Annotated in this window: 17 protein-coding genes, 1 tRNA gene and 1 pseudogene; 18 read left to right on the plus strand and 1 reads right to left on the minus strand. The window is 36.2% G+C overall.

What is annotated here, in order from left to right; genetic code table 11:
• Positions 1 to 11 precede the first annotated feature (11 nt).
• The 16 genes and pseudogenes from N2Z58_05110 to N2Z58_05185 all read left to right on the plus strand — a co-directional run bounded on the left by N2Z58_05110 (position 12) and on the right by N2Z58_05185 (position 10,691).
• On the plus strand, positions 12 to 668 hold the full coding sequence (locus tag N2Z58_05110; GenBank protein ID MCX7654034.1) for an adenylate kinase: 657 nt from the start codon (positions 12 to 14) through the stop codon (positions 666 to 668).
• Positions 665 to 1,438, plus strand: coding sequence for a type I methionyl aminopeptidase (gene map, locus N2Z58_05115; GenBank protein ID MCX7654035.1), 774 nt, complete (start codon positions 665 to 667; stop codon positions 1,436 to 1,438). Before N2Z58_05110 ends, map begins: the two co-directional genes overlap by 4 nt.
• 17 nt (positions 1,439 to 1,455) lie before the next feature.
• Positions 1,456 to 1,719: a translation initiation factor IF-1 gene (gene infA / locus N2Z58_05120; protein MCX7654036.1), complete on the plus strand. Its 264-nt coding sequence runs from the start codon at positions 1,456 to 1,458 to the stop codon at positions 1,717 to 1,719.
• Between the two features lie 37 nt (positions 1,720 to 1,756).
• Positions 1,757 to 1,873, plus strand: coding sequence for a 50S ribosomal protein L36 (gene rpmJ / locus N2Z58_05125; GenBank protein ID MCX7654037.1), 117 nt, complete (start codon positions 1,757 to 1,759; stop codon positions 1,871 to 1,873).
• A gap of 21 nt (positions 1,874 to 1,894) precedes the next feature.
• A complete protein-coding gene (gene rpsM, locus N2Z58_05130) occupies positions 1,895 to 2,266 on the plus strand; it encodes a 30S ribosomal protein S13 (protein ID MCX7654038.1) in 372 nt (123 codons plus the stop codon).
• A gap of 63 nt (positions 2,267 to 2,329) precedes the next feature.
• A complete protein-coding gene (rpsK, locus tag N2Z58_05135) occupies positions 2,330 to 2,719 on the plus strand; it encodes a 30S ribosomal protein S11 (GenBank protein ID MCX7654039.1) in 390 nt (129 codons plus the stop codon).
• Positions 2,720 to 2,771: 52 nt separating this feature from the next.
• Positions 2,772 to 3,401, plus strand: coding sequence for a 30S ribosomal protein S4 (rpsD, locus tag N2Z58_05140; protein MCX7654040.1), 630 nt, complete (start codon positions 2,772 to 2,774; stop codon positions 3,399 to 3,401).
• A 5-nt stretch (positions 3,402 to 3,406) separates the two neighbouring features.
• A complete protein-coding gene (locus N2Z58_05145; protein ID MCX7654041.1) occupies positions 3,407 to 4,393 on the plus strand; it encodes a DNA-directed RNA polymerase subunit alpha in 987 nt (328 codons plus the stop codon).
• Position 4,394: 1 nt separating this feature from the next.
• On the plus strand, positions 4,395 to 4,778 hold the full coding sequence (gene rplQ, locus N2Z58_05150; GenBank protein ID MCX7654042.1) for a 50S ribosomal protein L17: 384 nt from the start codon (positions 4,395 to 4,397) through the stop codon (positions 4,776 to 4,778).
• 85 nt (positions 4,779 to 4,863) lie between these two features.
• Positions 4,864 to 6,156 (plus strand): trigger factor, encoded by a 1,293-nt coding sequence (locus N2Z58_05155; GenBank protein MCX7654043.1) that lies wholly within the window; start codon positions 4,864 to 4,866, stop codon positions 6,154 to 6,156.
• A 48-nt stretch (positions 6,157 to 6,204) separates the two neighbouring features.
• On the plus strand, positions 6,205 to 6,813 hold the full coding sequence (clpP, locus tag N2Z58_05160; protein MCX7654044.1) for an ATP-dependent Clp endopeptidase proteolytic subunit ClpP: 609 nt from the start codon (positions 6,205 to 6,207) through the stop codon (positions 6,811 to 6,813).
• A gap of 70 nt (positions 6,814 to 6,883) precedes the next feature.
• A complete protein-coding gene (locus N2Z58_05165; GenBank protein ID MCX7654045.1) occupies positions 6,884 to 7,642 on the plus strand; it encodes a YebC/PmpR family DNA-binding transcriptional regulator in 759 nt (252 codons plus the stop codon).
• 43 nt (positions 7,643 to 7,685) lie between these two features.
• Positions 7,686 to 8,468, plus strand: a complete 783-nt coding sequence (locus N2Z58_05170; protein MCX7654046.1) for a hypothetical protein — start codon at positions 7,686 to 7,688, stop codon at positions 8,466 to 8,468.
• The gene (locus N2Z58_05175) at positions 8,407 to 9,258 is read left to right on the plus strand and encodes a protein-glutamate O-methyltransferase CheR (GenBank protein MCX7654047.1); all 852 of its coding nucleotides are present in this window, start codon (positions 8,407 to 8,409) and stop codon (positions 9,256 to 9,258) included. Before N2Z58_05170 ends, N2Z58_05175 begins: the two co-directional genes overlap by 62 nt.
• Positions 9,259 to 9,283: 25 nt before the next feature.
• Positions 9,284 to 9,685, plus strand: a pseudogene (gene lspA / locus N2Z58_05180) (signal peptidase II).
• 115 nt (positions 9,686 to 9,800) lie between these two features.
• On the plus strand, positions 9,801 to 10,691 hold the full coding sequence (locus N2Z58_05185) for an RluA family pseudouridine synthase (GenBank protein ID MCX7654048.1): 891 nt from the start codon (positions 9,801 to 9,803) through the stop codon (positions 10,689 to 10,691).
• Here the strand turns inward: N2Z58_05185 and N2Z58_05190 are convergent.
• Entirely contained in the window at positions 10,681 to 12,051 is a 1,371-nt protein-coding gene (locus N2Z58_05190; protein ID MCX7654049.1) for an HD domain-containing protein, read from the minus strand. The genes N2Z58_05185 and N2Z58_05190 overlap by 11 nt on opposite strands.
• A 200-nt stretch (positions 12,052 to 12,251) precedes the next feature.
• Here N2Z58_05190 and N2Z58_05195 point away from each other — a divergent pair.
• Both N2Z58_05195 and N2Z58_05200 read left to right on the plus strand, forming a co-directional pair.
• Positions 12,252 to 12,328 (plus strand) — tRNA-Pro (locus N2Z58_05195).
• A gap of 127 nt (positions 12,329 to 12,455) precedes the next feature.
• Entirely contained in the window at positions 12,456 to 13,847 is a 1,392-nt protein-coding gene (locus tag N2Z58_05200; GenBank protein MCX7654050.1) for a methyl-accepting chemotaxis protein, read from the plus strand.
• Positions 13,848 to 13,861: the final 14 nt, after the last annotated feature.

Here is a 13,861-nt window from a genome sequence, read left to right on the forward strand (position 1 = left end):
AGGTGAAAAATATGAATTTGATATTCCTTGGACCTCCCGGTGCTGGTAAAGGAACTTATGCCAAAAGAATTGTTGAAAAATATAGTATCCCACATATATCAACGGGTGATATTTTTAGAGAAGCCATAGCAAAAGGTACTGAACTTGGCAAAAAGGTACAAGACATAGTTAATTCTGGCAATCTTGTTCCTGATGAATTAACAAATGCATTAGTGGAGGAAAGATTAAAACAACCAGATTGCGAAAATGGATTCATACTTGATGGTTATCCAAGAACCATTAATCAAGCACAAGCTCTGGATATTATGCTTAAGAACATGAAAAAGGAACTTGATGGTGCGGTGTATTTCGAAGTAGATGAAGAAACAGTTGTTCAAAGGATCTCCACAAGAAGAGTTTGTGCCAAGTGTGGTAAAGTGTACAATGTGATAACCCTTCCTCCAAGAATCGAGGGTAGATGCGACGACTGTAACGGCGAGCTGATTCAAAGAGACGATGATAAAGAAGAAATTGTGAGAGGAAGATACAGAGTCTACATAGAGAAAACTTCTCCGTTAATCGAATATTATAGAAATCAAAACAAACTTTTTACTTTAGACGGTAGAAAAAGTGTAGAAGAAGTAATGAAAATGTTGTTTAATATATTGGGTGGTATAAAAAGACAATGATAAGACTTAAGACAAAAGAAGAAGTCGAGAAGATGAAAATAGCCTGCAGAGCGGTTGCTACTGTTTTAAAAGAAGCAAGAAAATTTGTAGTTGATGGTGCAACCGCTCATGATATCGAGATACTTGCTGATAAGATTTTAAGAGATTTCAAGTGCAAACCCGCTTTTAAAGGTTACAGTGGATACCCTTACATTACAACAGTATCTGTAAACGAAGAAGTTATACATGGGTTTCCGTTAAGAAAAAAAGTTTTTAGGAAGGGCGATATAGTTTCAATAGATGTTGGAGCAATTTACGACGGATTGTATGGAGACGGAGCTGTAACATACATAGTAGATAAGACGGATGAAAACGGGGAAAAACTTGTCAGAGTTACATACGAATCTCTTATGAAAGCAATTGAAATAATAAAACCTGGTATAAAACTTGGGGATGTGTCGTACCAAATTCAAAAGTATGTAGAAGGTAACGGTTTTGGTGTGGTCAGAGATTTTGTAGGTCATGGAATTGGAAAAGCGCTTCACGAGGATCCTCAAGTTCCTAATTATGGGAAGCCAGGTACCGGTGTAACACTAAAAGCAGGAATGACAATTGCAATAGAACCCATGGTTACCGAAGGCGGCTGGCACGTAGTTGTTTTAGAAGATGGTTGGACTGTAGTAACGGTAGATGGAAAAAGATCTGCTCATTTTGAGCATACGGTAGTGATCACTGAGGACGGATGTGATATATTAACCATGTCAGATTCAGGTATTTTGAAAGATCTCTGAAGCGTGAGGTGGTTTGTCTGAAAAACAAGGAAGACGTCATACGAATGGAAGGAACAATAGTTGAAGCACTACCAAATGCTATGTTCAGAGTACAACTCGACAACGGATTCAAAGTACTTGCTCATGTTTCCGGAAAAATGAGAAAAAATTTCATTAGACTTGTTCCTGGCGATAAGGTAGTAGTTGAGTTGACAATATATGACCTAACCCGTGGAAGGATAGTTTACAGGAAAAAGATAGACGCGAAAGGCGAAGAAGAGATATTAGATGACGAAGAATAAGTTTATTATAAAAACACTTCCGAAAGGAGAGATAAACATGAAAGTAAAAGCATCTATAGGAAAAAGATGCGAGTACTGTAAAGTTATTCGTAGGAAAGGAAAAGTCTTCGTAGTCTGTAAAGTTAATCCAAAGCACAATCAAAGACAAGGTTAAATAAGTTAAGGAGGGAGATTAATGGCTCGTATTGTTGGTGTCGAAATACCGAGCAACAAAAAGGTCCACATCGCATTAAGATATCTGTACGGCATAGGACCAACACGTGCAATGGAAATATGCAAAAATACAGGTGTAGATCCAGACAAGAGAGTCAAGCAGTTAACAGAAGATGAAATTAGCAAGATCTCATCATTTATTCAACAAAATTACAAGGTTGAAGGAGAACTGAGAACAGAAGTAATGAGGAATATCAAAAGACTAATGGATATTGGTTGTTACCGCGGTTTAAGACACAAACTTGGACTTCCTGTGAGAGGACAAAGAACTCGATCAAACGCAAGGACTCGAAAAGGACCAAGACCAAGTAGAATCAAGAAAAAAGGCAAATAATAGCTTAGAATCGATTAAAAAGCGCTAAAAGTCTCTAAGGGTTGCTGAAGGAGGGAAAATTAAATGGCAAAAGGTCGGCCAAAAGCAAAACAAAAAAAGAAGATAGCGGTTGATCATGGTGTGGTACATATAAAATCAACATATAATAACACAATAATCAGTTTAACTGATCCGACAGGACATGTATTAAGTTGGGCAAGTGGTGGCACCGCTGGTTTTGAAGGGACAAGAAAAGGAACACCATACGCAGCTCAGCTTGCCGCTGATAAAGTTGCAAAAGATGCGGTGAAAATGGGAATAAAAAGAGTAGACGTTGTAGTTAAAGGACCGGGTGCTGGTAGAGAAACAGCTATAAGAACCATACAAGCCGCAGGACTTGAAATCGATAATATAAGAGATGCAACACCAATTCCATTTAATGGTTGTAGACCACCGAAAAGAAGAAGAGTATGAAACTATGTGGAAGTAAACAACGTATGTTAACCGACATTAAGGAGGGAAAATAATGGCACGATATACAGGTCCTTTATGTAGGCTTTGTAGAAGAGAGGGCATGAAGCTCTATCTTAAGGGTGAGAGATGTTTCAGCGAAAAATGTCCGTTTGATAAAAGACCGTTTGCTCCAGGTCAACATGGTAAGGAAAAGAAAAAGTTAACACAATACGGTCTACAGTTAAGATCTAAACAAACAATGAAAAGAATTTATGGTGTACTCGAAAAACAATTTAGAATATACTATGAAAGAGCAGCAAAACAATCGGGAGATACTCGTGAAAACTTGGTTGTTCAAGTTGAGAGAAGACTTGATAATGTTGTCTACAGACTTGGGTTTGCGATAAATAGGAGAGCAGCAAGACAGCTTGTTTCACATGGTCACATACTTGTCAACGGAAAGAAAGTTGACATACCTTCTTATCAAGTAAGGCCGGGTGATGTGATATCCATTAAGGATGCGAGTAGAACGATTGAGCCAATTAAACAAGCAATTGAACTCAACAAAGGTAGAACAAGCGCAAGTTGGCTTGATGTCGATTACGAACAATTTAAAGGAGTTTATGTGAGACATCCAAAACTTGAAGAAGTAACTGATCTTCCAGTTAACGTACAGGCTATTGTTGAATTCTACTCGAGGTGATACTAATGATTCAAATTACGTCAAGAAAATTCAGGTTAGAAGAGCAGGTGGAATACGAAGATCGTTATTATGCAAAGTATACGCTCTCACCGCTTGAGAAAGGTTATGCCGTTACAATTGGCAATACACTTAGAAGAGTCCTGCTATCTTCTATACCGAGTTTTGCAATAACTGATGTACGGTTTATCAAGCCAGAGAAATATCACGAGTTTGACACTATAGAAGGTGTAAAGGAAGATATAATGTATCTATTACTTAATTTGAAGAAAGTTCAGTTGAGAGTAGAAGCATATGTTGAATCACCAGTGAAGTTAACGATTTCCAAAAAAGGTCCAGGTATACTTAAAGCAAGAGATATTGAATGTCCAGCAGGTGTAGTGGTTGTCAATCCTGAACACTATCTTGCAACATTAAACGAAGATGCGGATTTGGAAATAGAACTTTACGCAACATTCGGTAAAGGATTCGTACCTGCTGCCGACAGAAACGAAAGACCTGAAATCGGTTGGATCGTCCTTGATGGAGTTTACAGCCCTGTTATAAAAGTAAATTGGCTTGTTGAAAACGTGCGTGTCGACAAAAGAACAGACTTTGAAAAACTCATACTCGAGATAGAAACTAAAAAGAGTATAAAACCAGCAGAAGCTCTTAAACATTCTCTAAAGATTATTCTGGATCATTTTAACTTTATAGAGCAAAGCCTCAGTGATGTTGAAGAACTACCTATTCCCGCCGTACCAGAAGCAACAGTTTTAGCTGAAGAAAGTGGTTCTCCTGAGGATGTAATGATGAAAAGAATAGAAGAACTTGATCTTTCTGCAAGATCTCTCAATTGTCTCAAAAGGGATAAAATCGAAACCATTGGAGACTTGTTATCCAAAACAGAAGAAGACTTGATGAAAATTAAAAATTTTGGATTGAAATCTCTCGATGAAGTCAAAGAAAAACTCCGTGAGAAATTTGGTCTGTCGTTGAGAAAGGGGGACAAGTAAAATGAGACACAGGATGAAGAGAAATAAGTTAAATAGATATGGCAGTCATAGACTATCGTTGATGAGAAACCTTGCCAAGGAATTGATCCAACACGGTACAATTATGACAACAACAGTCAAGGCTAAAGTTGGAAAAGAATATATTGAAAGACTTGTCACGAAGGCTGTTAAAGCTTACAAAATAAAGAATGAAAACAAAGCGGAGAGTGTTGCCTTAAGAAGGCAGATCTTTGCAGAACTTGGTGATAGAAAGCTCGTTAATAAACTCGTCGATGAAATTGCTCCAAAATATGCCGAGAGAAACGGTGGATACACAAGGGTGATAAAAGTAGGAGCAAGAAGAGGAGACGGTGCCGAACTTTCTGTTTTACAACTCGTTGATTAATCCGCATATCGTAGAAGTGTAAGGGGCTATATGCCCCTTTTAAAAATCAAAAGCATGCTTGTAATAATTAGTTGGAGGTGCAAAGATGGAAGTAAGAGAATTAAACAAGGACAAGAACGTAATCGAAAAGGAGTACATATTCAACATAAATGATATTAAAAGGTTAGAAGATAAGGCTGTTGATTCTCTTAATAAGAGAGGATATCAAATAGAAGGCTTCAGAGTTGGAAAAGTACCAAAAGAAATATATAAGCTTAGATTAAAAGATACCTTTTACAGTATTTATGTTGCAGATGAAGCAATAAAAGAAGTTGAAAACTCCCTCGACAAGGAAGAACTCAGAATTATAATCCCTCCCGTAATAGCAGACGCAAAATTTGATGAAAATGGCGGAAAAATCTTAGTTGAACTTCATCTCGAACCTGAGGTTAAAATCGATACATCACAATTAAAACTTAGAAAGGCAAAAGAGGAAGAAGTACTTGATGGATATATAGATTTAAGAATCAAACACATTGTTGATGAACACGCGGTCCTTGAACCAAAAGAATCCGAAGCCCAAGAGGGAGATCTTGTTAAAGTAAAAGAGACCGTCTTGTTTGGCGAGAAGAAATTAAGAGACGCAGAAGAGAAAGAATACATACTTTTAAAAGATGATGAAAGAGACGTTGTAAAACAACTTTATGGAAAGAGAAAGGGAGAAATTGTAGAATTTGATAAAGTGTTTGAAAAAAGTGAAGGCGAAAAGATTGTTTACAAATATGTATTAGAAGTAGATAGTGTATTTAAAAGAATTCTTCCAGAATTTAACGATGAATTTGTAAAAACACTTGATATCGAAGAAGTCGAAACAGTAGAACAACTCAAAGACAAATTCAGAAAAGAGGGAAAAGAAATATACGAAAGGGAATTAAATGATTCGTACAAACTGCAAATAATTGACCAATTGTCAACCATAACTGAGATTGAAATCAGTGAAAAAACTATTCAAAGAGCAATCGAGAATATAATAGAAGATCTCAAAGAAAAAGGCAAGTATGAGGAGTATGTAAAGAGTTATGGAAGCGAAGAAAAGGTCATTGAAGAACTGAAAAACTATTATTTGAGCACTTTAAAGAAAGACCTTGCAGTAAAAAAACTTTCCGAGGAAAATGACGTTAAAGTTACAAGCGAAGATATAAAAGAATTTGCTACAAAAGTTTCTGTTGAATGGGGAGTCAGCCCAGATAGAGCAGAAGCAATCATCAAGCAAAGAAAAGAGCTGAGAAATGAAGTTATTATGGAAATCGTAGAATCAAAGGTTGCAAAAATTCTCCAAGAAAAAGCACAGGTAGAAGAAGTTTCAATAAAGAAAGAACAAGACATAGCAAAAGAATAAATAGCAATAATTGATAATGGATCAAAAGCATGATTTGAGGTGATAAACATGGAAATTGACAAAATATTGAATCAGTATGTACCGATAGTAATTGAAACGACAGGTAGATACGAAAGAGCGTATGACATATACTCAAGATTACTCAAGGATAGGATAATATTTCTCGGTAGTGCAATAGACGATCACGTTGCAAATCTTGTGGTTGCTCAGCTACTTTTCCTTGAAGCGGAAAACCCAGATAAAGATATTCAACTTTACATTAATTCCCCTGGTGGACTTGTAACTGCTGGATTGGCAATTTATGATACTATGCAGTACGTAAAGTGCGATGTTGCAACGATATGTGTAGGTCAGGCAGCATCAATGGGTGCTGTACTTTTAGCAGCGGGCACAAAGGGCAAAAGATTTGCACTCCCAAACAGCAGGATAATGATTCACCAACCACTCGGTGGTGCAGAAGGAAGTGCTAAGGATGTAGAAATACTCACAAAAGAGTTGTTAAGAATAAAAAGGTTAATTAACGAAATTCTGAGCAAGCACACAGGACAAGACATTGAAAGAATAGAAAAGGACACTGATAGAGACTTTTTCATGAGTGCACAAGAAGCACAAGAATATGGTATAATAGATAAGGTCATCAGACCCGGAGAACGATAATAAATCAAATTTAAAAACTGTGAAAGAATTTTTGAGTGATTTTTAATACGTTTTAAGGGAGGTATAGAGTATGTCTGGTCATAATAAGTGGGCGAATATTAAGCACAGAAAAGCTGCGCAGGATGCTAAAAGATCCAAGATATTTACAAAACTTATCAGAGAAATAATTGTTGCTGCAAGAGAGGGCGGAGGAAATCCCGACACAAATCCAAGGTTAAGGGCTGTGCTTGAAAAAGCAAGAGAGGCAAATATGCCAAAGGATACTATCGAAAGATCGATTAAAAAAGGTACAGGAGAACTAGAAGGAGAAAAATACGAAGAAATAATATACGAGGCATACGCACCAGGTGGCGTAGCACTTTACATACTTGCATTAACAGACAACAAGAATAGAACTGCTCAAGAATTAAGACATATACTGAGCAAAAATGGTGGTTCGCTTGCAGAAAGTGGTTCAGTTGCATGGATCTTCGAAAGGAAAGGAGTCATAGAAATACCAGCGGAAAAGATATCTGACATGGACGAATTCACTCTCTTAGCAATAGACGCAGGAGCAGAAGATATCGAAGAAGGAGATCCGGTACTTGTCTACACATCCCCAGAATCTTTGAGTTCACTTAAAGAAACTCTTTCAAAGAATGGTTTTGATGGTACAGCAAAGATAACATATAAGCCAAAGAACAGTGTAAAAGTTACTGGAAGCGAAGCTGAAAAGGTGCTCAAACTTATAGATGCTCTTGAAGATAACGATGATGTCCAAGAGGTCTTTGGTAATTTCGATATTGACGATGCTGAACTTGAAGCTATAATGGCTAAGCTTGAAGGTTAATCATTAAGTATAGACTTATTCGAAAACAAAAAGGTGTGGATAAATGTTTGAGAGAAAAATATTAATAAACACCTTTTTCCTTTTTATGTTCATTAATAGTGTGCTCTTATTTGGAGAGACGCTATTTTTTAGCGTCTCTCCATTTGATACTGAATACGGTTTATCTTTTAGATATAACTTCAGATTTTGGAAATTTCATGTGGATTTTTACACATCATCAAATATAGATTTTTCGAAAGGTTTTCCAAAGCTTAGCTTAAAAGAAGAAAACATAATAAAGCATTTTGCATTTGAGGAATATCCCTATAAAGTGACATACTGCAATTTTAATCAATTACCATTCAGCACATTTATAAACCCTGCACAAAAAGCGTGGTATCTCACTTGGCTCGGAACAGGTTACTACAACGATAACCTCTTATACACAGATCAACACATATCGCTAATTGGAAATTATAAAGCACTAAACATCACATTCAGCTTGTTCGGTCTTGATTTATTTGTCGAGCGCCTCGAAGATAAGTTCAATATTGGAGTAGGTAAACTAATATATGTATTTACTGGTGAGAAGACCGGCTTGGGAATAAATTACCTTAGTAAAAATATGCTCATATATGCCCTCGTTTTTTTGGATGCTACTAGTGAACTCAAAGCACAATTTGGTTTTACATTAAAAAAGGATGATCTTGAAATAAACTTCGGAAATGAATATACAAATCAAAATTCCATCTTTGGTGGTCTTCAGTGGAAGGTAGGTGATATATATGTCATTGGACGACTTCAAGGACAAAAAATTCGCTTGGCTGTCGAATTTCCAGTCTGGTGAATTTCACGAGCTACCTTGGGAAGAGTTCGAATGGTTTGTAAAAAAGATCAAAGACAGTATGAATTTAGATCTTTCTGGTTATAAACCAGAAAGAATGAAAAGAAGAATAGAAATGCTCATCAGAAAATATAGCTGTAAATCGTACAAAGAATATTATGAACTTATAATAAAAGACAGCAAGAAAAAAGACGAATTCTTAGACAAGCTCACTATAAATGTGACGGAATTTTTCAGAAATCCAGAAAAGTGGTTGGAACTTAGAGACAAATTCTTGCCTGAATTACTTAGAGAAAGTGGTGCAAGATTCAAAGCCTGGAGCGCAGGTTGCTCTTCTGGTGAAGAACCATACAGTATAGCAATCCTACTTGAAGAACTCAAAGCTCCTGCAGCAGTAAAAGTTTTAGCAACAGACATAGATGTTGGTGTGCTAACAAGAGCACAAGTAGGTGAATACGACGAAAGATCTATGGTAAGCACTCCGCCTGAATATATTCAAAAGTACTTTATAACAAGGGATGGAAGATACATAGTAAAGCCCAATGTTAAAGCACGTGTTTTATTCAAAAAGCACAATCTTTTACAAGATCCATTTGAGAAAGGCTTTGACTTGATAGTTTGCAGAAATGTTGTAATTTACTTCGAAATGGAAGCAAAGGAAGAACTGTACAAAAAATTTTCAGAGAGTTTAAGACCAGGAGGATTATTGTTTGTAGGCAATACTGAAAGGATATTTAGTTATCGAAGTATAGGTCTTGAAGTTGCTTCACCGTTTATTTATAGAAAATTATAATTGCGAGCTTAGAAAGGCTGATCAGATGTTCTGGGTTGTTTTAACTGTCACAATAGATCAAATAACCAAGCATTTAGCAAGTGCCTTCTTACAAGCTCAGTTTATACCCGTTCTGGATTTTTTCATTTTAACTTATGCAACAAATAGAGGCATAGCCTTTGGATTATTTGCAGGGGTAAAAGAGATCGTTGTTTATCTATCACTTGCAATTGTGGTTGCAATATCACTCATACCAGGATTTGTAAAATTAAGAAAAAGCACGGAAATATTTCTCTCGCTCATAGTTGGTGGGGCACTTGGAAATCTTATCGATAGAATCAGATTCGGGTATGTAATAGATTTTCTAACGATGAAACATTGGCCCACAGTCTTTAACATGGCTGATATATTTATATTCTTTGGTAGCCTTTTCTTACTGGTACAACTATTAAGTGCCGAAATTAAGTTGGCTAACAGAAAGCACAAAGCTTATCGGAGGGAAATTTCAGGTGGATATACAGGTTACCTCCAGAGAAAATGGTTGGCGACTGGACAAGTTTTTGATGGAGAAAACACCAGATTGGGTCTCAAGAACGTTCATACAGAAAGCAATAAAGAATGCGGAAGTATTGGTCAATGGAATTTCGAAGAAGCCGAGTTACAAGGTGAAGTCTGGGGATATAATTACATTGAACGTTCCGGAAAAACCACAACTCCCGGAAATTCTACCGGAGAATATACCTCTTGAAATAATATATGAAGACAAGGACATACTTGTTATAAATAAGCAACCAGGTATAATTACACACCCTATTCCTTCTCATACCTCAGGTACTATCGTAAATGCTGTACTCTACCATTGTAAAGATTTACAAGGAATAGGTGGAGTATTGCGACCGGGCATAGTACACAGATTGGACAAAGATACAAGTGGAGTAATGGTAATAGCTAAAAATGATCTCTCCCATCAATCTTTAACGAAACAGTTTAAAGACAGACTAACAGAAAAACTTTACGTGTGCTTAGTTAAAGGTGTTCCGAAGAAAAAAGAGGGTGATATACAAATAAGCATCGCAAGAAATCCCGTTTTACGGGTGAAAATGACAACAACACAATCAGAGTACGGAAAACCTGCATTGACACACTACAAAGTAATAAGAGAATTTGGCGAAATCGGTGCGGTTGTATTTGCATACCCGAAAACGGGAAGAACTCACCAAATAAGAGTACATATGAAATACATAGGTCATCCTCTGATGGGTGACGAGGTGTATGGGCGGGCTAAAGAAGATGAAATATTTGGTATCAAAAGGCAAATGCTACACGCACTAAGCCTGGCATTTTACCATCCAAGAACAGGACAAAAAATGAAATTCATAGCGAGAATACCTGAAGATTTTAAAAATGCAATAGAAAAAATTCAAAATTACCTATCACAGTCAATTAGTCTTTGAATTTTTTGAAAATATCAAGTATATCCCACAATCTCTTCTTAAAAATCTCAATAACCTTTGGATCAAATTGCTTCCCACTCATATCGTACATGTATTCGATCGCTTTATCAATAGGCCATGCAGGCCTATAGCATCTGTTGTGTGTTAAAGCCTCGAAAACGTCGGCAACTTGAACAATCCTCGCCTCTGGGGCAATTTCTTCCCCTTTCAACCCATAAGGATAGCCTGTTCCATCCCACCTCTCATGGTGCTGCAAAGCGATGAGTGCACCAAGTTCAAATAACCTTAAACGCGAGTTTTTCAAAAGCTCAAACCCTATAAGTGTATGTTCCTTCATAACAGAGAACTCTTGATCGCTTAACTTTCCTGGCTTATTTAAAATATGATCTGGTATTCCAACCTTTCCAACATCATGTAGTCCAGATGCACCTTTGATCAACGATGAGTCTTTATCGAATCCGAAATCCAAAGCTAATAAATAGCACACTTCCGAAACTCTTTTTACATGTTCTCCCGTTTCTTCAGAACGTGTTTCAACAAGATTCGCCAGTCGGTAAACAAGTTCATTTTCAATATCCATTAACTGGGTGTAAAAATATGATTGTTTAAGATTCGAAAGCAAAGCTTTTACGTAATCCTTATCGATATCACTAAGTTGCTTAGAAGATCCTATGATAATCTTCACATGCTTGCCAAGAATTTCCTCCTCAAATAAATATCCAAAAGAAATAACGGATTTTTTCTGATGAATCTTACTTGTTTGATTAACTGTCTTGGGAGGAAATATTTTATGATCATCTAAATATATCTGACCTTCTATCTCAATATTTGAACTTTTCAGTGTTAAGAATGAACGAACTTGAAAGAAGATCTCTATAAGCAGTTCTTCCAAGTTCATCTCTTTTGAGCTCTGAATAACATGTTCTATAGAATTAATCGCTTTTTCAAAAGCTATAATATCTTTGTAGGTTTTAAGCAACGAAATAACTGTCAGTTTCAATAGAAAGTCGTTCATTGACCTTTTCTCTATGTAAGAATTCACATCATAATCTCTTATCAACAATTCTTGTGGAACTTTTTCTGGATTAGCAGTCATAAGTACAATTCTTGTCTTTGTGTCATTTACTGTATGTCTTATATGATTTATCACATTTATACCGGAATCTTCTGTTTCCATAACCAAGTCAGTTATCACAAGAGCATACTTGTTAGGTTCGTAAACGCTTTTAAATTCCCGATAGCTGTAAACACTTTCAATCTCTATTGGTTTATTTTCTAAGGTTATATTTTTTATAGCCTTGGTTATTTGATTGTGTACTGTTTTTGAATCGTCAACTATTAACACAAGAAATTTGTCCATACTCTCAACGTACCTCCTCACCTTCAGCTAGAAATTTTATTAAAATTATACCACTTTTTTGAGTTAATTAATAGGAACAATTTCTTTTTCATATGATCGTGGCTGCTCATATTTTAAACATTACTTGAAAAAAACAGCACTTATGGTAAAATATTAATGGAAAGTATGGAAAAACATTGAAAAAATCCTATCATAATTATCTGGGCGTAGTTCAGATGGCTAGAACGCCAGAATCGGGATCTGGTGGTCGTGGGTTCAAGTCCCACCGCCCAGACCATTTTGTGGAAGCTTTTTAGCTTCCTTTTTTATTTTTTCTGATTAGCACTCTTGACAATAGAGTGATAATAGATTATAATGAATGTGACACGAAGCTGGTGCAATATTTTTTGGAAGGAGGGATTTTCATGAGTTTGAAGTTTAAACTTCTTCTTGTAAGTATTGTGCCAGTTTTTGTGTTATCTTTCATAGCATTTTACGGAGGAGCCTTGTTTAAGCTTTCTGTGAAGGATTTTGAAAGCGTTTTAGAAAATTATGGTAAGATCATTAGTTCCATTGACAAATCGACTCTTCCTGAAGAAAACTTTGAAAAATTTGAGAATGAGAAAGCAAACTTTAAAAAAAAGATATCGATCTTTGAAAAGAGGATTTTCATGATTTCTTACGTGGTACCAATTATAGTCTTAGCCTCCAGTATTGGTTCGTCTATCTTTTTCATTAGCTATCTGCTGAAGTACCTAAAACCTGTCATTGAAGCTTCACGCTCATTGAGAAACAACGACTTAACAATTCAAATAGAAAGTGTTGAATCAAAAGATGAAATCAGTACATTACTTAGAGAATTTAAAGAATCTATACAATACTTGAGCGATAACTTAAAGCAAGTCCAACAGGAAGCTGTTAACGTTGCAAATAGCATAAGAGAGTTGGGATCTGAAAATGAATCGATAGCAATCAATATGAAAAACATTGCCAAACAAATGAATGAAATAACAGAGAAGACAGAGAATATCCACGCTGCTATCCAACAAACAACGGCTGGCGTGGAAGAGATCAGTAGTGCAACCAGAAATATAGCACACAGTTCACAGCAAGCTTCGATGTTTGCAGATAACAGTACAAAACTTGCAAAAGATGCCGGTGAAGTATTGAAACAAGTTATATTAACCACAAGAGATATAACAAATTCCGCAAAAAAGGTGGAGAAAGTAGTTGAAAGCTTTAATAAAGGTGCGGAGGAAATATCTGGTTTTGTTGAAACTATAAATACGATAGCCGAACAAACTAATTTACTTGCCTTAAATGCAGCCATAGAAGCAGCAAGGGCGGGAGAAGCAGGAAGAGGTTTTGCAGTTGTCGCCGATGAGATAAGAAAGTTGGCAGAAGAAAGTAAAAAAGCATCTGATAATGTCAGAAAAGTAGTAGGAGAAATAAAAGAAATAGCCCAGAATGCCAATAAGGTTTCCGAAGAAATATTGTTGCGCGTAGAGGAAGGAACAAAGCTTGTGGACAAAGCCGATACCATGATAGACGATACAATTGAAGCAATCGAAAAAATTAGTCACATGATGCAAGAAATTGCTGCCGCTGTTGAAGAACAAACAGCAGCCGCAGATGAAATAGCTCAAACTATGTTTGGAAATGCTAAGAGTGTTGAAGAAATAAATAACAATGTTAAAATAGTGAATGACAGTATTGAAAAAATAACAGCTAATATCAACGAGATAGCTCTAAGTGTTAAATATATTCTCGCAAATTCGGAAAACTTGAAAGATATTGTTGCAAGATACAAAATTTAAGATCTTTTAAGAAA

The organism is Fervidobacterium sp. (genome assembly GCA_026419195.1).
In the GTDB taxonomy this organism is placed as follows: Bacteria; Thermotogota; Thermotogae; order Thermotogales; family Fervidobacteriaceae; genus Fervidobacterium.

Coding starts and splice junctions, on each gene's coding strand:
- N2Z58_05170 (MCX7654046.1), top strand. CDS start 7,686: ATGTTTGAGAGAAAAATATTAATAAACACCTTTTTCCTTTTTATGTTC.
- N2Z58_05155 (MCX7654043.1), top strand. CDS start 4,864: ATGGAAGTAAGAGAATTAAACAAGGACAAGAACGTAATCGAAAAGGAG.
- rpsM (MCX7654038.1), top strand. CDS start 1,895: ATGGCTCGTATTGTTGGTGTCGAAATACCGAGCAACAAAAAGGTCCAC.
- rpmJ (MCX7654037.1), top strand. CDS start 1,757: ATGAAAGTAAAAGCATCTATAGGAAAAAGATGCGAGTACTGTAAAGTT.
- rpsD (MCX7654040.1), top strand. CDS start 2,772: ATGGCACGATATACAGGTCCTTTATGTAGGCTTTGTAGAAGAGAGGGC.
- N2Z58_05145 (MCX7654041.1), top strand. CDS start 3,407: ATGATTCAAATTACGTCAAGAAAATTCAGGTTAGAAGAGCAGGTGGAA.
- N2Z58_05175 (MCX7654047.1), top strand. CDS start 8,407: ATGTCATTGGACGACTTCAAGGACAAAAAATTCGCTTGGCTGTCGAAT.
- map (MCX7654035.1), top strand. CDS start 665: ATGATAAGACTTAAGACAAAAGAAGAAGTCGAGAAGATGAAAATAGCC.
- clpP (MCX7654044.1), top strand. CDS start 6,205: ATGGAAATTGACAAAATATTGAATCAGTATGTACCGATAGTAATTGAA.
- N2Z58_05185 (MCX7654048.1), top strand. CDS start 9,801: ATGGAGAAAACACCAGATTGGGTCTCAAGAACGTTCATACAGAAAGCA.
- N2Z58_05200 (MCX7654050.1), top strand. CDS start 12,456: ATGAGTTTGAAGTTTAAACTTCTTCTTGTAAGTATTGTGCCAGTTTTT.
- rpsK (MCX7654039.1), top strand. CDS start 2,330: ATGGCAAAAGGTCGGCCAAAAGCAAAACAAAAAAAGAAGATAGCGGTT.
- N2Z58_05165 (MCX7654045.1), top strand. CDS start 6,884: ATGTCTGGTCATAATAAGTGGGCGAATATTAAGCACAGAAAAGCTGCG.
- rplQ (MCX7654042.1), top strand. CDS start 4,395: ATGAGACACAGGATGAAGAGAAATAAGTTAAATAGATATGGCAGTCAT.
- N2Z58_05190 (MCX7654049.1), bottom strand. CDS start 12,051: ATGGACAAATTTCTTGTGTTAATAGTTGACGATTCAAAAACAGTACAC.
- N2Z58_05110 (MCX7654034.1), top strand. CDS start 12: ATGAATTTGATATTCCTTGGACCTCCCGGTGCTGGTAAAGGAACTTAT.